Source organism: Novosphingobium sp. ZN18A2 (assembly GCF_036784765.1).
GTDB lineage: Bacteria > Pseudomonadota > Alphaproteobacteria > Sphingomonadales > Sphingomonadaceae > Novosphingobium.
Map to the genome: position 1 here is coordinate 3004044 of NZ_CP136651.1, position 18532 is coordinate 3022575.

The 18532-nt window shown below is 64.7% G+C and carries 14 protein-coding genes; 7 read left to right on the top strand and 7 right to left on the bottom strand.

Annotated features, from left to right (window positions below; translation table 11 throughout):
- Nucleotides 1–12 precede the first annotated feature (12 nt).
- Together RXV95_RS14345 and RXV95_RS14350 are read right to left on the bottom strand one after the other, a co-directional pair.
- Nucleotides 13–948, bottom strand: a complete 936-nt coding sequence (locus tag RXV95_RS14345; protein WP_338468576.1) for an ABC transporter ATP-binding protein — start codon at nucleotides 946–948, stop codon at nucleotides 13–15.
- Complete coding sequence (locus RXV95_RS14350; protein ID WP_338466712.1) at nucleotides 945–2060, bottom strand: ABC transporter permease; 1116 nt, start codon at nucleotides 2058–2060, stop codon at nucleotides 945–947. Before RXV95_RS14350 ends, RXV95_RS14345 begins: the two co-directional genes overlap by 4 nt.
- A 128-nt stretch (nucleotides 2061–2188) precedes the next feature.
- On the opposite strand from RXV95_RS14350, the gene RXV95_RS14355 reads away from it, so the two are divergent.
- The 4 genes from RXV95_RS14355 (at nucleotide 2189) to RXV95_RS14370 (ending at nucleotide 7483) form a co-directional block, all read left to right on the top strand.
- Nucleotides 2189–4906, top strand: a complete 2718-nt coding sequence (locus RXV95_RS14355) for a valine--tRNA ligase (protein ID WP_338466713.1) — start codon at nucleotides 2189–2191, stop codon at nucleotides 4904–4906.
- A 214-nt stretch (nucleotides 4907–5120) separates the two neighbouring features.
- A complete protein-coding gene (locus RXV95_RS14360) occupies nucleotides 5121–5867 on the top strand; it encodes a 7-carboxy-7-deazaguanine synthase QueE (RefSeq protein WP_338466714.1) in 747 nt (248 codons plus the stop codon).
- A gap of 10 nt (nucleotides 5868–5877) precedes the next feature.
- Nucleotides 5878–6951, top strand: a complete 1074-nt coding sequence (recF, locus tag RXV95_RS14365) for a DNA replication/repair protein RecF (RefSeq protein ID WP_338466715.1) — start codon at nucleotides 5878–5880, stop codon at nucleotides 6949–6951.
- A gap of 169 nt (nucleotides 6952–7120) precedes the next feature.
- Nucleotides 7121–7483, top strand: a complete 363-nt coding sequence (locus tag RXV95_RS14370; RefSeq protein ID WP_338466716.1) for a hypothetical protein — start codon at nucleotides 7121–7123, stop codon at nucleotides 7481–7483.
- Nucleotides 7484–7557: 74 nt separating this feature from the next.
- On the opposite strand, the gene RXV95_RS14375 is transcribed toward RXV95_RS14370, so the two are convergent.
- Nucleotides 7558–8280, bottom strand: a complete 723-nt coding sequence (locus tag RXV95_RS14375; protein ID WP_338466717.1) for an arylesterase — start codon at nucleotides 8278–8280, stop codon at nucleotides 7558–7560.
- A gap of 27 nt (nucleotides 8281–8307) precedes the next feature.
- Between RXV95_RS14375 and RXV95_RS14380 the strand changes: the two genes are divergently transcribed.
- Nucleotides 8308–9012 carry an ABC transporter ATP-binding protein gene (locus RXV95_RS14380; protein ID WP_338466718.1) on the top strand — a complete coding sequence of 235 codons (705 nt, stop codon included), beginning with the start codon at nucleotides 8308–8310 and terminating at the stop codon, nucleotides 9010–9012.
- The gene (locus RXV95_RS14385) at nucleotides 9009–11552 is read left to right on the top strand and encodes an FtsX-like permease family protein (RefSeq protein ID WP_338466719.1); all 2544 of its coding nucleotides are present in this window, start codon (nucleotides 9009–9011) and stop codon (nucleotides 11550–11552) included. Before RXV95_RS14380 ends, RXV95_RS14385 begins: the two co-directional genes overlap by 4 nt.
- A 43-nt stretch (nucleotides 11553–11595) precedes the next feature.
- On the opposite strand, the gene RXV95_RS14390 is transcribed toward RXV95_RS14385, so the two are convergent.
- The 4 genes from RXV95_RS14390 to RXV95_RS14405 all read right to left on the bottom strand — a co-directional run bounded on the left by RXV95_RS14390 (nucleotide 11596) and on the right by RXV95_RS14405 (nucleotide 15692).
- Nucleotides 11596–12015, bottom strand: a complete 420-nt coding sequence (locus RXV95_RS14390; protein WP_338466720.1) for a DUF805 domain-containing protein — start codon at nucleotides 12013–12015, stop codon at nucleotides 11596–11598.
- Nucleotides 12016–12043: 28 nt separating this feature from the next.
- The gene (locus tag RXV95_RS14395) at nucleotides 12044–12469 is read right to left on the bottom strand and encodes a DUF805 domain-containing protein (RefSeq protein ID WP_338466721.1); all 426 of its coding nucleotides are present in this window, start codon (nucleotides 12467–12469) and stop codon (nucleotides 12044–12046) included.
- Between the two features lie 159 nt (nucleotides 12470–12628).
- Entirely contained in the window at nucleotides 12629–12931 is a 303-nt protein-coding gene (locus RXV95_RS14400; protein WP_338466722.1) for a DUF4282 domain-containing protein, read from the bottom strand.
- A 148-nt stretch (nucleotides 12932–13079) separates the two neighbouring features.
- The gene (locus RXV95_RS14405) at nucleotides 13080–15692 is read right to left on the bottom strand and encodes a TonB-dependent receptor (RefSeq protein ID WP_338466723.1); all 2613 of its coding nucleotides are present in this window, start codon (nucleotides 15690–15692) and stop codon (nucleotides 13080–13082) included.
- Between the two features lie 292 nt (nucleotides 15693–15984).
- Between RXV95_RS14405 and typA the strand changes: the two genes are divergently transcribed.
- The gene (gene typA / locus RXV95_RS14410; RefSeq protein WP_338466724.1) at nucleotides 15985–17814 is read left to right on the top strand and encodes a translational GTPase TypA; all 1830 of its coding nucleotides are present in this window, start codon (nucleotides 15985–15987) and stop codon (nucleotides 17812–17814) included.
- Nucleotides 17815–18532 lie beyond the last annotated feature (718 nt).

Genomic DNA, 18532 nt, shown 5'->3' on the forward strand with positions numbered 1-18532 from the left:
CTTCTTCACGTCCTATGCCCCGCCGCCGTCCGGCTTGTCCACCGGCTTGGCAGGGGCTTCCTCAACGCGCGAGGCGGAAAAGCGGTCCCGCGCGTCCTTGGCCGCGCGTCCGCGCGGCCCGTTGAAGTATTCCTGAATCCACGGATGGTCGAGCGCCAGAAGCTCTGGAATGGTGCCAACCGCAATCACCTTGCGGTCCGCGATCACCGCCACGCGATCGCAGATTTCGTAAAGCGTATCAAGGTCATGCGTGATCAGGAACACGGTCAGTTGCAGCGTTTCCTGCAACTCGTCGATCAGCTGGTCGAAAGCCGCCGCGCCGATCGGGTCCAGCCCGGCGGTCGGCTCGTCGAGAAACAGAAGCTCCGGATCGAGCGCAAGCGCCCGCGCGAGGCCCGCGCGCTTGCGCATTCCGCCCGAAAGCTCCGACGGGAACTTGTTCGTCGCATCGGACGGCAGGCCGGACAGCAGCACCTTGTAGCGCGCGATCTCGTGGCGCAGTTCGTCAGAGATTTCGGGATAGAATTCGCGCAGCGGCACTTCCACGTTTTCGGCCACGGTCAGCGTGGAAAACAGCGCGCCGCCCTGGAACAGCACGCCCCAGCGCGAGCGGATATCGATATCGCCATCGTCCAGCGCATCGTCGATATCGCGGCCCAGCACTTCGATTTCGCCCGCGACCGGTCGCTGCAACCCGATGATCGACCGCATCAGCACCGACTTGCCGGTGCCCGACCCGCCGACCACACCGATGATCTCTCCGCGCCGCACGTCGAGGTCCAGCCCTTCGTGGACCACGTGTTCGCCGAACGCGTTCTTCAGCCCGCGCACGCGGATCGGCCATTCGCCGCTGTAATGGACCGGCGTTTCGGGCAGCTCTTCGGCGATTTCCTCAAGCGCCTCGCGGTCGGGTTCCTGGTCCTTGGCGGGTTCCTGGTCCATGATCAGCCCCACCCGATCTTGGTGAAGAAGACGGCGAAGAACGCATCGAGCACGATGACCACGAAGATCGCCATGACCACCGCGGAGGTTGTGCGGTTGCCCACTTCCTCTGCATTCGATTTCACCTGCATGCCCTGATAGCAGCCGGAAATCGCCACGATCAGGCCGAACACCGGCGCCTTGACCAGCCCCACCCACACATCGTGCATGGGCACGACTTCCTGAATGCGGCTGAGGAAGGTGAAGAACGGAATGCCCAGCGAAAGCGACGCAAGGAAAGCGCCGCCGACGATCGTCACCACAGAAGCATAGGCCCCCAGCAGGATCATCATGAAGACCCCCGCAAGGATACGCGGCAGGATCAGCGCCTCTACCGGGGAAACGCCGATGGTGCGCATCGCGTCCACTTCCTCGGTCAGTTTCATCGTGCCGATCTGCGCGGCGAAGGCCGAACCGGACCGGCCCGCCACCATGATCGCGGTCATCAGCACGCCCAGTTCGCGCAAGGTCAGCCGGCCCACAAGGTTGACCGTATAGATCTCCGCGCCGAACTGGCGCAGCTGCACCGCGCCCTGCTGGGCGATGACGATGCCGACCAGAAAGCTCATCAAGCCGATGATCGGCAGGGCGGTTACACCCACAAGTTCCATCTGGTGGACAAGCGCCTTGCCGCGGAAGCGGCGCGGATGGCGGATGGTCGTGCCGATAGAGAGAATGACCTCTCCCAGGAAACTTATGACCCCCACGGAGCCGCGCAGCAGGTCCATCGTCACTTCGCCAACGGCCATGGTCACGCGCTGGACCAGCGGCGCGCGCGGCGCGGACACGTCCTCGCGGTTGGCGTCCGCTTCGCTGATCGCGCCGATCAGCCGTTCGGCATTGCTGCTGGCGTTGACGATGCTGGCGCCCAGCCGCTGCGAAACACGCCAGACGACCCATGCGCCGACCGTATCGATCTCGCTTACGCCGGACAGGTCGACGGCGGACACCGGCCCATCCACCGCGCGCAGGGCGGCGTCGATCGGTCCCAGGGACGATACGATCATCGGGCCGCTGAACGCGACTGTCGTGCTTTCCCCGTCCCCGGGCACCAAGGTAAAATCGGCTAATGCCCGCATCGTTTCAGCCTAATGCGGGAAAAAGCGCGAGCCTACAAGTGCATGGGCGCGCGCTTCGCGGGCCTTGCGCGACCGCACGTTCCGTCAACGCTTGCCTGCCTGTGCATGCGCTGGCAAAGCGCGGCGCCATGACCGATCAGAATCCCGCAACCGAACCGGCGGCAACGGAATTGCCGAAAACGTTCGAGCCCGCCGAGATGGAGGCGCGCTGGTACGCGCATTGGGAAAGCACCGGGCAGTTCCGCCCCGAACGTCCCGACGCGCAGCCCTTCACCATCGTGAATCCGCCGCCCAACGTCACCGGAAACCTGCATATCGGCCACGCGCTGGACAACACGCTGCAGGACATCGTGATCCGTTACGAACGCCTGCGCGGGAAAGACGCGCTGTGGGTGGTGGGTACGGACCACGCCGGCATCGCCACGCAGATGGTGGTCGAACGCCAGATGGAAGCGAAGCAGGACAAGCGCACCAATTATTCGCGCGAAGGCTTTGTGGAGAAGGTCTGGGAATGGAAGGCGGAAAGCGGCGGCCAGATCACGCGCCAGCTGCGCCGCCTGGGCTGTTCGATGGACTGGAGCCGCGAACAGTTCACCATGGACCCGCACTTCACCCGCGCCGTGGTGAAGGTGTTCGTGGACCTGTATAATCAGGGCCTGATCTACCGCGACAAGCGGCTGGTGAACTGGGACCCCAAGCTGAAAACCGCGATTTCCGATCTGGAAGTGGAAACGCAGGAACTGAAGGGCAGCTTCTGGCATTTCCGCTATCCGCTCGCCGACGGGGTGACGCTGGATAACGGGCAGGACTTTATCGAAGTCGCCACAACGCGCCCCGAAACGATGCTGGCCGATATGGCCGTGGCCGTTCACCCGACGGACGAACGCTATGCCAGCGTGATCGGCAAGGACATCCTCCAGCCGATCACCGGGCGCCGCTTCAAGGTGGTGGCGGACGAACACGCCGATCCCGAACTGGGCAGCGGCGCGGTGAAGATCACGCCGGGGCACGATTTCAACGACTTCGAAGTGGGCAAGCGGGCGGGAATCGAACCGCGCGACATGCTCAACATGTTCGATGCCGAAGCCAACGTGGTGCAGGTGGCCGATAACCTGATCCCCGCCGAATTCGTGGGGATGGAACGGTTTGAGGCGCGCAAGCTCGTTGTCCGGCGGATGAAGGAACTGGGCTTCCTGATCCCCCACATCACGAAGGACAAGGAAGGCAACGAAGCAGAGCACGACGCGGAGCCGCGCACGATCCAGACGCCCTTTGGCGACCGTGGCGGCGTGGTGATCGAACCATGGCTGACGGACCAGTGGTATGTCGATGCCGAAAAGCTCGCCGCCGCGCCGATGGAAGCGGTGCGTTCGGGCGCCATCGAGATCGTGCCGAAGACGTGGGAGAAGACGTTCTTCAACTGGATGGAGAACATCCAGCCGTGGTGCGTAAGCCGCCAGTTGTGGTGGGGGCACCGGATTCCGGCGTGGTATGGCTCAGACGGGAAATGCTACGTTGCCGAGAGCGAAGATGAAGCGCGCGCGCAAGCGGGCGAAGGCATCACGCTTGAACGCGATCCCGACGTTCTGGACACATGGTTTTCTTCCGCGCTGTGGCCGTTTGCCACGCTGGGCTGGCCGGACCAGACCGACCTTCTGAAAAAGCACTATCCCAACGACCTGCTGATTTCCGGTTTCGACATCCTGTTCTTCTGGGATGCGCGCATGGCGATGCAGGGCATCCATTTCATGAACGAAGTGCCGTGGAAGCGGCTTTACCTGCACGGGCTGGTGCGCGCGGCGGACGGCTCGAAAATGTCGAAGTCGAAGGGCAACGTGGTCGATCCGCTGATCCTTGTCGATCAGTACGGGGCGGATGCGCTGCGCTTTTTCATGGCGGCGATGGAAAGCCAGGGCCGCGACATCAAGATGGATGAAAGGCGGGTCGAAGGATACCGCAACTTCGCCACCAAGCTGTGGAACGCCGCGCGTTTCTGCCAGTCGAACGGCATCGGCGCGTCGCAATCGCTTGCCGCCCCCACGGCGACCAGCGCGGTCAACAAGTGGATCGTGGGCGAAGTGGTGGAAACCCTTGCCGAACTGGACAAGGCGATGGCCGACCTGCGCTTCGATGCCGCCGCCAACATCATCTATCACTTCGTGTGGGACCAGTTCTGCGACTGGTACATCGAGCTGGTGAAGGGCAACTTCGACGCGGAAACCAAGGCTGTCGCCGGATGGGTGCTCGACCAGATCCTTGTCATGCTGCACCCGTTCATGCCCTTCGTGACCGAAGAACTGTGGTCGAAGATGGGCACGCGGCCTTACGACCTGATCGTTGCGAAGTGGCCGCAGCCCGACGCGGGCGTTGACGCGGCGGCAAAGCGCGAAGTGGAATGGCTGATCGCGCTCGTTTCCAACCTGCGCACCGCCAAAAACGAACTGGGCATCGCGCCCGGCGCCAAGCTGGACGCCTATCTGCCAGAACCGAGCGCGGCGACCCGCGCGATCATCGATGCCAACACCGGCGCGATAGACCGGCTGGCGCGGCTCAGTTCGATCCATTTCGAAGCGGCCCCGGCGGGTGCGGCGATGCAGGTTGGCGCGGGCGATGCCAACATCGTGATCCCGCTGGAAGGCGTGATAGACATCGCGGCGGAAAAGGCACGGCTGGAAAAGGCGCTGGCGACCGCGGAAAAGGAAGCCAGATCGCTGGAAGGCCGCCTGTCGAACCCAAAGTTCGTTGAAAAGGCCAAGCCCGAAGCGGTGGAAAAGGCGCGTGCCGACCATGCCGCCCACGCGGCGGAGGCCGATCGGCTGAGAGCGGCGCTGGCGCGGCTGGGGTGACACTTCAAAGGGGGGAACACGCCGGTTTCCTACACTGTGCTTTCGTGCCATGCGCGATGGCCATGACCCTCGCCCGCGCCTCGACCGGGAAAGCCCCTTCCCCCCGCCGTGTCACCCTCGCAGATCGCGTGGACACCTCCAGCGATTCCGGGCTTTCGCGTATGGCGCACCCGGGTGACACAGTGTCACCTCTGTCACCCTGTGGAGCCGTTGTATGGCACTAGTCCTCGCCACCACGACTCCCGGCGAACCGGAAATCTTCGCCTCGCTTCAGGGAGAGGGGCCGTCCATCGGGCGCCCGTCCGTGTTCGTGCGCCTGTCGCGCTGCAACCTTGCCTGCCGCTGGTGCGACACCGCCTATACCTGGCGCTTCACCGGCGACAACCGGCCGCACCGGGACGATCTGACGTTCGAACGCAAGGCCAACCAGATGACGCTGGACGAGGCCGACGTGGCGGACCGCATCTGTGCATACGATGTGGACAGGCTGGTGATAACCGGTGGAGAACCGCTGCTTCAGGCCCCCGCCCTCTCCCGCGTGCTGCACCGGTTGAAGGACATGCGGCCCACCCTTCACGCAGAGGTGGAAACCAATGGCACGGTGCCCGTTCCGGAAGCGCTGGAAGCACTGGTGGACCAATGGAACGTAAGCCCCAAGCTGGCGCATTCGGGCAATCCCGCCGACCTTGCACTGCCCCCTGAACAGATTGAACAATGGTCGAAAAACAATAAAGCTTACTTCAAGTTCGTGATTGCCAATCCGGCAGATTGCGACGAGGTTTCCGCCCTCGCCGCACGCCATGGCATCGCGCCCGTGCGCCTGTTCGTGATGCCCGAAGGCACCGACAGCGAAACGCTGCGCACGCGGTCAAAATGGCTGGCGGAAGAGGCGTTGCGGCGCGGCTGGCGCTTTACCGACCGGCTGCATATCCACCTTTACGGCGACACACGCGGCACTTAACCGCACACAGATGCCGCTGACCCGCCTCACCTTGCGCGACTTCCGCAACCATGCGGCGACGAGGCTTGATGGTCTTGCGCGTTTCAACGTCCTGGTGGGCGAAAACGGCGCGGGCAAGACCAACGTGCTCGAAGCGATTTCGCTGCTGGCGCCGGGGCGCGGCCTGCGCCGTGCTTCGCCCGCGGAAATGGCGGGCCATTCGGGCAGCGGCAGCTTTGCGGTGTCGGCCGAACTGGAAGGCGGAGACGTGTCGATCGTCACCGCCACCACGCCGCAGGCGCCCGCGCGGCGCACGGTGCGGATCAACGGTGCCGAAGCGCCGGCCGCGCGGCTGGGCGAATGGCTTTCGCTCACATGGCTTACCCCCGCGCAGGACCGTCTGTTTGCAGACAGCCCCGGCGCCCGGCGGCGTTTCCTCGACAGGCTGGTGCTGGCGCGCGACCCCGGCCATGCGCGCCTTGCCGCGCGCTATGAAACCGCGCTGCGCGAAAGGAACCGCCTGCTGGCCGAACCGGGCGAGCCGGATGCACGCTGGCTTGATGCACTGGAAGCGCAACTGGGCGAAAGCGGTGCGGCGCTGGCGGCGGCACGGCGGCGCATGGTGGACGATCTTGCGGCCGCCATCGCCACACTGCCCGAACAGCCTTTTGCCCGTCCGTCGCTTTCCTATGCGAGCGAAACCCCGGCGGAAGAGGCCGCGCTGGCCGAAGCCCTGCGCGAGGGCCGCCGCCGTGATCGCGCGGCCGGGCGCACGCTGGCTGGCCCGCACCGCGACGATCTTGCCGTTACGCTTGCCGCCAAGCACGCGCCCGCCGCCGAGTGTTCTACCGGCGAACAGAAAGCGATGCTGATCTCCATCGTCCTTGCCCACGCCGCGCTTGCCGCCGAAGGCCGCCCGCGCCTGCTGCTGCTGGACGAGATCGCCGCCCACCTGGATCCGGTGCGCCGCGCCGCCCTGTTCGACCGGCTGGCGCGCGGCACCGCGCAAGTATGGATGACCGGCACCGAAGCCGCGCCCTTCGATGAAATCGCGGGCCGCGCCGCAATGTGGTGCGTGAGGAACGGCGTGGCGGAGCGGATCTAGGCAGTAACGTGCTCAGGAAAGGCCGGAAAGAAAATCAGGGCAGTCGCAATTTACGTAAATGGAGCGTTTACCGTAAAGCCGATAAAATTGACCATTTTTACCGATTAATGCAATCGTAACCCCGCCATGATGGAAGTCTTTCCGAGATAAAGTTGAACGGAGACTTCCAATGCGCAAGTCATTCTCTGCAATTTCGATAACTGCACTGGTTGCCATTTCGATGATCCCCTCGCTTCCCGCCCATGCCACCCCGGATAACGGCGCCGCTGTATTCAAGGGAAATGCCTGCGGCTTCCACATCGACACCCCGGAAGGCTATGTCGCCGCCACCGGCACGTCGCACTATGTCGTCAACCACGGCGGCATGACCACGGCCCTTTGCAATCTTGACCAGACGACCGGCCCGAAGCTGAGCCGCACTTACGTCGAAACCGGCTGGAGTTGCGGTAGCCGGACGCTTGGCACCAGCAACGACACGAAGGCGATCCTGACGCCGAGCGGGAATGTGACGATCATCTGCAAGTTCCACTAGGGACGACAGGGACAGGTTCGACTTCGACTCTGCGCGTCCGCTATCCTGTCGTTCCAGGTACCAGTCCGCGCCGCCTAAGCCCCCTCGTCATTCAGTCCGGCGACCACGCGGTCCACGGTAGCCGCAACCACCTTGCCCACGCCTTTGGCATTGGGGTGGATGTTGTCTGCCTGCATCAGGCCGGCTTGCCCGACCACCGGTTGCAGGAAGAACGGCACCAGCGCGTCGCCGTGCTTCTTCGTCAGTTCGGGGAACAGTTCGTTGAAACGGCTTGCATAGTCCTTGCCCATGTTGGGCGCGGCCAGCATTCCTTCCACGATCACGGGAATGTGCCGCTTGTCGAATTCGGCAAGGATCGCGTCCAGGTTCGCGCGTGTCTGGTCCAGCGGCAACCCACGCAGCATGTCGTTCCCGCCAAGGCTGATCAGCGCAAGAACGGGCCTGGCCGGCTGGTTGTCGAGCGTGAAGGCCAGCCGTTCGCGCGCGGCGGCGGTGGTGTCGCCCGAAACGCCCGCGTTGACCACGCTGGCGTTGATACCCTTGGCCCACAGCGCGCGTTCAAGCTGCGCGGGATAGCTTTCGCCGGGGTCGAGGCCGTATCCGGCAAAAAGGCTGTCCCCGAAGGCCAGCACCACCTTGTGCGGCCCCGCCGGGCGCTGCGGCGGCTGGGCAGAGGCGCTTGCCTGCGGCGCGGCGGGGGCCGTCCGGTCTCCGCACCCCGCCAGCGCGAGCGGCAGCGCGAAGGCGATGGCGGTGAAGGTGGCGGCTTTGGCGAACGGGCGTCTGGCTTGCTCCATGCCCCCTATCTATGCCATCGCTGGCGCGTGACAAGCGACCCTGCGGCCCGTTCCGCTTCCGTTATCGTTGCCCGCAACCTCACGCTCGCGCTGGGCGAAGCGGACGCGCGCGTGGACGTGCTGCGCGGCATCGACCTTTCCGTGCGCGAGGGCGAGACGCTGGCGCTGCTCGGCCCTTCCGGTTCGGGCAAGTCCAGCCTGCTGGCGGTGCTATCGGGGCTGGACCGGGCAAGCGGCGGGCACCTTTCGGTCGCCGGGCAGGATTTTACCGTGCTGGACGAAGACGCGCTGGCCGCAGCGCGGCGCGGGCGCATCGGCATCGTGCTTCAGGCCTTCCACCTTCTGCCGACCATGACCGCGCTGGAGAACGTGGCCACGCCGCTGGAACTGGCAGGAATGGCGCACGCATTCGATCGCGCCCGCGACGAGTTGAAAGCGGTCGGCCTTGGCCACCGGCTGACCCACTATCCCGCGCAGCTTTCGGGCGGAGAGCAACAGCGCGTGGCCATCGCCCGCGCGCTCGCCCCGCGCCCGGTGCTGCTTTTCGCGGACGAGCCGACCGGCAACCTTGACCACGCGACCGGCGACAACGTGTCCGACCTGCTGTTCTCGCGCGCCGGGGAAGCGGGCGCGACGCTGGTGATCGTAACCCACGATCCGGCACTGGCCCGCCGGTGCGAGCGGATCGTGACGCTGGAAGACGGGCGCATCGTATCGGACAGCGCGGCATGACAGGCTGGCGCACCGCGTGGACGCTGGCGCGGCGCGGGCTGGACTGGCGCTTTCGCGGCCTGCGCCTGCTGGTGGTGTGCATCGTGCTGGGCACCGCCGCGCTTGCCGCGATCGGCACGCTGACCGGCGCGATAGAGCGCGAACTGGCCGAGCGCGGACAGGTGCTGCTGGGCGGCGACGTGGAAGTGCAGATCCCTCTGCGCGCGGCGAGCCCGGACGAACTGGCAGAATTCCGCAGCTTCGGCCCGGTTTCGTCGGGAATGCGGATGCAGGCGATGGCGCGGCGCACCGGTACGGCGGGCGAAAGCGTGGTGGCGACGCCCGTCGCGCTGAAGCAGGTGGACGGCAACTGGCCGCTTTACGGCACCTTGCGACTGAAGGGCGGGCGCGTTGCCGGCGCGCCAGCAGGCATGGATGCATGGATCGATCCGGGCGTGGGAGAGCGGCTGGGCCTGAAAACCGGCGACACGTTCGCCATCGGCAAGGCGCGCCTGACCGTGGGCGGCGTGATCGCCAGTGAGTCGGACCGGCTTTCGGAAGGCTTCTCGCTCGGCCCCACGGTGATTATCGGCAAGGCCGCGCTCGATACGTCGGGCCTTGTCCAGCCGGGCAGCATGGTGCGTTCGAAATACCGCATAAAGCTGCCGCCCGGCAGTGATCCCAAGGCGGTGGAGGCGGCCATCAAGACGAAGTTCCCCGATGCCGCGCTGGGCACGCGCACGCGCGACGCCGCATCGCCGGGGCTGGACCGCTTCGTGGGGCGGATGGGGCAGTTCCTGCTGCTGGTGGCGCTTGCCGCGCTGGCGATTGCGGGGATCGGCATAGGCAACGGGGTATCGGGTTATCTGGAGGCACGGCGCGGCAGCATCGCCACGCTGAAGGTTCTGGGCGCGACAAGCGGCGATATCGCACGGATTTTCCTTTTGCAGATCGCGGTGACCGCGCTCGTCTCCGTGATCGCGGGGCTGGCAATCGGGCTGGCCGTTACTCCGCTGCTGGGCCTTGCGCTGAAAGGGCTGCTGCCCGTGGCGCCGGGTTTCGTGTTCGATGGCGTCGCACTTGCCACGGCGGCGGCGTTCGGCCTGCTGATCGCGCTGACATTCGCCGCGCCTCCGCTGGTGCGTGCGCGCGAATTTCCCGCGATGGCGCTGATGCGCGCCCGCGTATCGCCGCTTTCCGCGCGGTGGCGGCCGCTGTTGCTGCCCGTGGGTCTGGGGCTTGCCGGTATCGTGGCGCTGGCGGTGTTGACCGCACCGCAAAAGCTGCTCGCGGCGGGCTTTCTTGGCGGCGCGGCGGCGCTGTTCTTCCTGCTGCTGGCGCTGGGTCGCGCGGTGACATGGGCCGCTGCGCGCGCGGCGCGCCCAAAGAACACGGTGTTGCGCCTTGCGCTTGCCAACCTGCACCGCCCCGGCGCGCAGACCGGGCCGCTGGTGGTGGCGCTGGGCTTCGGCCTTGCCGCATTCGTGCTGATCGCAGCGATACAGACCAGCCTTGACGGCAATATCGCGCGCCGTGTGCCCACCCGCGCGCCGGACTATTTCGTGCTGGACGTGCCAAAGGACAAGGCGGCGCAATTCGAACAGGCGGTGCGTGGCGCCGCCCCCAGAGCCGCTATCCGCACGGTGCCCGCGCTGCGCGGGTCAATCCTTGCCTTCGGACCGAAAGACCGGATGACCGTGGTCGCGCAGATGGGCAAGATCTCCGACGGGGCATGGGCGCTGCGCGGCGACCGGGGCCTCACCTATTCGGCGGACGTGCCCGAAGGCAACACGGTGACGCAAGGCAAGTGGTGGCCGAAGGATTATACCGGCGAGCCGCTGGTTTCGGTGGACGAGAACCTGGCCAAGGCCATCGGCCTTTCCATCGGCGACTATATCCGCTTCACGTTCCTGGGGGTTGAGCGCACCGCGCGGGTCGCATCGTTTCGGCGGATTGACTGGGATTCGCTGGGTTTCAACTATGTGCTGGTGTTCAGCCCCAACACGCTGGAAGACGCGCCGCACAACCTTGCCGCGACGATAGAATTGCCCGCCGGTGAAAAGGGAAGCGGCACGAAGGCCGCGATCCTCTCCGCGCTGGTGCGGCAATTCCCGTCAAGCTCTGTAATAGAGGTCGGCCCGGTGATCGGGCAGGCGCGCACGATCCTTTCGCAGATGGGCACCGCCATCCTTGCCGCCGCCAGCGTGGCGATCCTGGCGGGGCTGGCCGTCCTGGCGGGCGCGATCGCCGCCGCGCGCGAGGCGCGAACCTATGACAACGTGATCCTGCGCGTGCTGGGTGCAAGCCGCCGCCAGCTTATTACCCTGCTGCTGTCCGAATACACGCTGCTGGTGGCGGTGACATCGGCGATCGCGCTGGCGCTGGGCACGGGCGCGGCATGGCTGGTGGTGACGCGATTGTTCGATTTCGAATGGATGCCCGGCTGGCCGCGCGTGCTGGGCGTGCTGGGCGCGGGGGCGGCGCTGGTGCTGATTCTGGCGGTCACCGGATCGCTGGGCGTGCTGCGCAGCCGCCCCGCGCGGGTGCTGCGCGAGCTGTGATCCTGTCGAAGGGCCGCTCCTGGCGATGAAGCCGCGCGGGGCCCTAGCGGAACACGTCCACCGTGCCGCGCCCCTTCGGATCGGGGCCAAAGCGGTTATCGCCCGGCGTGCCGTCAAGCAGCATCAGCACCAGCAGCGCGAACCACCCGAAAAACGGGATCAGCACCAGCAGCATAAGCCAGCCGGTGCGGTTCTGATCGTGCAGCCGGCGGACCGAAACCGCGAGCCACGGCACCACGCTCACCAGCCAGAACACACTGGAAATCCCGTTGCCCAGCGGCGTAAGCGACCGGTGCACGGAAATCGACATCGGGCCGCGCACCACGTTGTCGTTGTATCCGAACAGGCCCGCGATCACGACCATGACGATCCAGTAGAACAGCCAGAACATCCAGTATTCCAGCCGCCGCGACCGTCCGCCAAAGTCGAAATAGCGGCGATAGGGTTCGATCATCCAGTGCATGGCGCTCTCCGGCTGTGGCTGCGGCGCGTCAGGCGAAAACGTCCGCGCTTGTCGGGTCCTTGGGGTCCGGGCCGTATCGGTTGGGTCCGCGCGTTCCTTCAAGCAGCATGAAGATCAGAACCACCAGCGCGCCCACATAGGGAACGAAGTTCAGCAGGACCATCCAGCCCGACCGGTCCTGATCGTGAAAGCGGCGGACCTGCACCGCGATCGACGGGATGAAGCTGCCGATCGCGAAGATCGTAACCAGCGCCGCGCCCAGCCAGAACGATGCCCCCGGCGATGCGGCGGGCGCGCCTTCCAGTTCGCCCATGGAAAAGCCGCCCATCATCATCAGCGCGATGCCAACCGCATAGACGATGAAATAGAGCAGCACGAACATCCAGTATTCCCTGCGCCGCGACCGGCCGGAAAAATCGGCATAGCGCCAAAACGGCATCAGCATCCATTCCATGGTCATTCCCCCTGTGCAGGCCGCCCTTCAGGCGGCGCATGGGCGGAATCATCCACGATTTGGTTGCATTGGCAAGGGGAACGGACCCCCTGCGCGGACCTGTCAACCGCGCGCGAACCGAACGCTCCGCACGAATCCGGCAATCCCACGCAACTTCCGTTATTCCTTGCGAAGATCCTCGCGGATATCGCCCAGACGGTCATAGATGCCGAAAAACACCATATAGACTTCCATGAGAACGCGCCAGAACAGCACGCCAAAACCGAAACCGACCACCGAAAGAAGAATCGTCCCCACACCGGTGGCGAAACTGTAGCGCATCATCCCCAGCGCCCCGGCAAACGTAATCAGGGCAAAGATCGCCATGCCGACGAGCCCAAGCCAGTATATGATCTTTATGACTTTTGGTGTGACGAGCTTTTCAAAATTTCCGAGATCGGAAATCGAGAAGTCTTTTTCCATTTATTTCCCCAGTTCTGCACACATTTGCGCGTACAGTGGATGGCAACATCCGTGGAAGAAATAGTCAACTGCCAACAGGAGTTTTATAAATCCAGAATGGAAGGGACGATAGCCCCTCCCACCCTGGATAACTATTCGATCACTTCGATCAGAAACGCACCCGCACCGTGCCGCCATAGGTGCGCGGCTGGCTGGTGTAGCCCGAAATGGAGCCGGGCTGCGCAACCGAATCGAACACCGATACCAGGTACCGGTTGTCGAGCAGGTTGCGCGCCCACGCGGTCAGTTCCACGCCGTTGTGAAGCGCAAGCGTGGCCGACAGGTTCATGTCGTCGACCTCGCGCCGGAACGGGCGCGCCGCGGCGATTGCCGCCGCCGTGCCGCCCGAAAGGAAGCCCGGCAGCCCTTCGATGATCTGCACCGGCGATTCATAGTGGAAGTCGCCACGCAGGATCAGGTTGTTGCGCCCGATCGGCTGGTTCCAGCTGGCGGTCCAGGTGGCGGAAATCGCGGGGATGCCCGCCGGTTTGGTGCCCGAAAGGTCGCCCACCGCAGAGAACCGGAAGTCATCATACTTCGGATCGAGGTAGGTGACGGACAGGCCCAGCGTCAGCGGTGTTGCCGGGCGCACCGTGCCTTCGAATTCGAAGCCCTTGACCGATTCCTTGCCCGCGTTGGCAAGCTGGAAGCCGGTGCCGGTGAACACGTTGGACTGGAAGCCCTTGATGTCCTGCTTGAACGCCGCGAAATTCAGCGTGGCGATGCCCCAGTCGGCCTTCAGCCCGAATTCCCAGACGGACGAGTTTTCCGGCCCGGCGAAGCGCGAACCATACGTCTGGTTGGGCATCGTCAGCCCCGCCGCGCCCAACGCCGCGGCGTCTGACGCCAGCGGACGGCTATCGCGCGAGAGGTTGACCGAACTGGCCTTGAAGCCCGTCGCATAGGACAAATAGACGTTCACGTGGCGCGTCACGTCATAGGCGGCGCGGGCGATGTACGTGAACTTGTCGTCGTTGGTCCGCCCCGGCTCCACCGCGTTGGGCAGGTTCAGGAACGGCGGCAGGAACTGGAACGCCTTCAGCGGCGCCAGCGGGTTCGCCGCGGGGTTGTTGGCGTTGGCCGCGGCATAGGCCGCCGCGTCCGCCGACGAAAGCCCCTGCCCCAGTGCGCCATCATAGAGCAACTGCTGGCGGAAAGGCGCATAGGCGGGCGAATCGAGGTCTATGCCAGAGAACACGTCGGTCGATTGCACGTTCGTGGCAAAGTGCTTCGTATCGGTGGTGTAGTTGACGCCGCCCGTCAGCGTCAGCCCCTCGACCGGCTTGAGGTCCACCTGGCCGAACAGCGAAAACGCCTCGTCCTTCAGGGTATAGCGTTCGTCCAGCCCCTGGCCCGCCGCGAAGAACTGGCCCTGGTATTTCGCCGGATCGCCTTCCAGCGTGCCCAGGATCGTCTCCAGCGTGGGAACGTCGAGCGCGCCGCCGGTGGCCCCCTGGATCAGCGCATTGCCATAGGGACGGAACTGCGTGCCGTCCTGGATCTGGTTCGCCTGGTCGATATGCTCGTTGAAATAATAGGCGCCGAACAGCCCGTTCAGCGGCCCGTCGAAATCGGTCGCGGCGCGCAGCTCCTGCGTGAAGGTCTTGATCCGCAGGTTCTGGTAGTTGCGGCCCAGCAGGTCGGCGCTGGTGAAATCCGAATCCTGGTTGGTCACCGCGTTGGTGCGGCGATAGGCGGTGATGCTGGTCAGCGTCACCGGGCCGGCGGTGTAATCGACCTGGCCCGAAAGACCCCAGTTTTCGATATCGTTGGTCGAATCGAAATTGTCATAGACCTTGTTCGCGAAGATTTCGTTCGGCGCGTTCACGTTGCCGCCCAGCGCGCGCACGATCTGCGTGGCCTGCGAGGGCCGGAGGTTCACGACGCCGCAGCAGTTTTCGTCAATCTTGCCGTAATCGCCGATGATCCGGACCTTGAGATCGCTCGACGGTTCGAACAGCAACTGGCCGCGCGTGAACCAGCGGTTTCGCTCGTTCGTGTCGCTGCCGGTGCCCAGATCGTGGTTATAGCCGTCGCGCTTGTTCACGCCCGCCGCCAGGCTGAAGGCCACCGCGTCGGTTATCGGGCCGGTGACCATGCCTTTCGCGACCATGGCGTTATAGTTGCCATAGCTCGCTTCCAGGTTACCGCCGAACCGGAACTGCGGTTCCTTGGTGATGATCGAGATCACGCCGACAGACGCGTTCTTGCCGAACAGCGTGGACTGCGGACCGCGCAGCACCTCTATCCGCGAAACATCGGGAAAATCGGCGATCTGCGCGGCCGAGCGAGAGCGATAGACGCCGTCGATGAACACGCCGACCGACGGTTCGATACCCGCGTTGTTGGCCCCGTTGCCGAAGCCGCGGATGATGAAGTTGGTGTTCGCGCTCGATTGCAGCTGCGTGACGCGCAGCGACGGCACGACGCTGGTCAGGTCTTTCAGGTCGCGGATCTGCGCCTGTTCCAGCGTCTTCTCGCCGGTTACGCTGACGGCCACCGGCGTGTCCTGCAGGGTCTGCGCGCGCTTGGTGGCGGTAACGACGATCTCGTTGCCGTCGCTCGGCTGCGTGTCGGCCGTGGCGCTGTCCTGCGCGGGAGTATCCTGCGCGGGGGCATCCTGCGCCATGGCCGGGGCCACGGCAGCAATCGAAAGGCTCGCCGCTCCGGCAAGGAACATGGCACGCATACGGCCGCGATGGCCGGCGGAATCGAATTTCATGGGTCTGGATACCTTCTCGTCACATCCGGAATGTGGCCGGGGGATCGGGCCGTTCCACGGCTCTCGCACCTCCCCCTTCCTGCGCGCGTCCGTAAAAGCGCGCCGTGCATGATACAATGATACACGGGTGCAAGTGACGGAAAAAGGTATGCATAGTTGCGCATATGCAACACGGGGCATGGCCGAGGCGTCCTCGCGGCTTGCCGTTCGGGGGGTTTGCCGCTAAGCGCGCCCGCAAAGATGGCGGGTCCGATGGGCCGGCCGATACCCCCTGCACGAAAGCACCGTTTCCATGTCCGCCGCAGCCTTGCGCAATATCGCCATTATCGCCCACGTCGACCACGGCAAGACCACGCTGGTGGACCAGCTGTTCCGCCAGTCGGGCACGTTCCGTGAAAACCAGCGCGTGGAAGAACGCGCGATGGATTCGAACGACCTGGAAAAGGAACGCGGGATCACCATCCTTGCGAAGTGCACCAGCGTTGAATGGAACGGCACGCGCATCAACATCGTCGACACCCCCGGCCACGCGGACTTCGGCGCCGAAGTTGAGCGCATCCTGTCGATGGTCGACGGCGTGATCCTGCTGGTGGACAGCGCGGAAGGCGCGATGCCGCAGACCAAGTTCGTCACCGGCAAGGCGCTGGCGCTGGGCCTGCGCCCCATCGTCGTGGTCAACAAGATCGACCGCCCGGACGGCCGCCCGCAGGAAGTGCTGGACGAGGTGTTCGACCTGTTCGTCAGCCTTGACGCGAACGACGAGCAGCTTGAATTCCCGCACCTCTATGCTTCTGGCCGCAACGGCTATGCCGGTGAAGATGAAAGCGTGCGCGAAGGCACGCTGGACCCGCTGTTCCGCACGATCGTGGATCACGTCCCCGCGCCGGGGCTGGACGACAGCGGGCCGTTCACCTTCCTTGCCACGCTGCTGGACCGCGACAACTTCATGGGCCGCGTGCTGACGGGCCGCGTCCAGTCGGGCACGATCCGCGTGAACGACCCGATCCGCGCGCTCGACATGGACGGCAACGTGGTCGAAACCGGCCGCGCGTCAAAGCTGCTTTCGTTCCGCGGGCTTGAACGTGTGCCGGTGGACGAGGCGCGCGCGGGCGACATCATCGCGCTGGCCGGGCTTGAAAAGGCAACCGTTGCCAACACCATCGCCGATCCCGCCGTCAGCGAACCCATCGCCGCGCAGCCGATCGACCCGCCGACGCTGGCCATGCGCTTTGCCGTCAACGACAGCCCGATGGCCGGGCGCGAGGGCGACAAGGTGACCAGTCGCATGATCCGCGACCGCCTGCTGCGCGAAGCGGAAACCAACGTTGCCATCCGCGTGACCGAATCCGCCGACAAGGACAGCTTCGAAGTGGCCGGGCGCGGCGAATTGCAGCTGGGCGTGCTGATCGAGACGATGCGCCGCGAAGGCTTTGAACTGGGCATCAGCCGCCCGCGCGTTCTGTTCCAGACCGACGAGAGCGGCGCGCGGACAGAACCTTACGAAACCGTCGTGATCGACGTGGATGACGAGTTTTCGGGCACGGTCGTTGAAAAGATGCAGCGCCGCAAGGCCGAGCTGACCGAGATGAAGCCTTCGGGCGTGGGCAAGACCCGCATCACCTTCTCCGCCCCCTCGCGCGGGCTGATCGGCTATCACGGCGAGTTTCTTTCGGACACGCGCGGCACCGGCATCATGAACCGCCTGTTCGAGAAATACGGCCCCTACAAGGGCGCGATCGAAGGCCGCATCAACGGCGTTCTGATCTCGAACTGCACCGGCGAGGCGGTGGGCTATGCGCTCAACGGCCTTGAAGATCGCGGCATCCTGTTCGTGCGTCCGCAGGACAAGGTCTATGAAGGCATGGTGATCGGCGAGAACGCCAAGCCCGACGATCTTGAAGTGAACCCGCTGAAATCCAAGCAGCTGACCAACTTCCGTTCCACCGGCAAGGACGACGCGATCCGGCTGACCCCGCCCCGGATCATGACGCTGGAACAGGCCATCGCCTATATCGACGATGACGAGATGGTTGAGGTCACGCCCAAGTCGATCCGCCTGCGCAAGGCGATCCTCGACCCGCACGAGCGCAAGAAGGCGAACCGCAAGAAGGACGTGGCGTAACACGCCACCTTTTCCAAGGCTCGCCCCGCTGCGAACAGGGCGCGCTGACAAATTCCTCGCTGAACGAGCGTCCGCTATCGAGGCGTCCGGAATGCCGCCTCAACGAACGGAATGTTGGGGAATGTCGGGAGGCAGCTGCCGTCGCGCAATGCCCACCCCCAACCCCTCCCGCAAGCGGGAGGGGTTGGGGGTGGGGAGCAGCTTCGCCCCCTTCGCCCGTCATCCCAGCGGAAGCTGGGATCGCTCACGTCAAGGCGAGATGCTCGAAAACGTCGCTCCACACTGGATTGGCATTCTCGATCAGTTCCATTTTCCATGCCCGTGCGACGTTGCATGACACGAGCGGGCAAATCAGAAGTACCCCCCGACATACAGAACGCCATCGCTTGTTGGCCATGATATAGACCCAGCCGCCCACAGCAGTTTGCCAGCACGGAGCCGACAGCGATCCCAGCTTTCGCTGGGATGACGGGTGCGGGAGGGGAAACGTCCGCAAGGACCTCTGATCTTGCCCCGCAATATATAGTCTGCTTCGCTACGCCCTAAGGGCTCCGCCACGCGCGCCATTGCTTCAACCGCGCTGATGCGCAAAAAACCGCCAAGCCCTAATCCCAGCTGGGGGTCGCATCAGATGCTCGAGATAAAATTGCCCCGGAGTCTCCGCCATGCTGATTTTCTTAAGGCGAAGTGCAACAATTTGGATGATAAATTTTTTAGG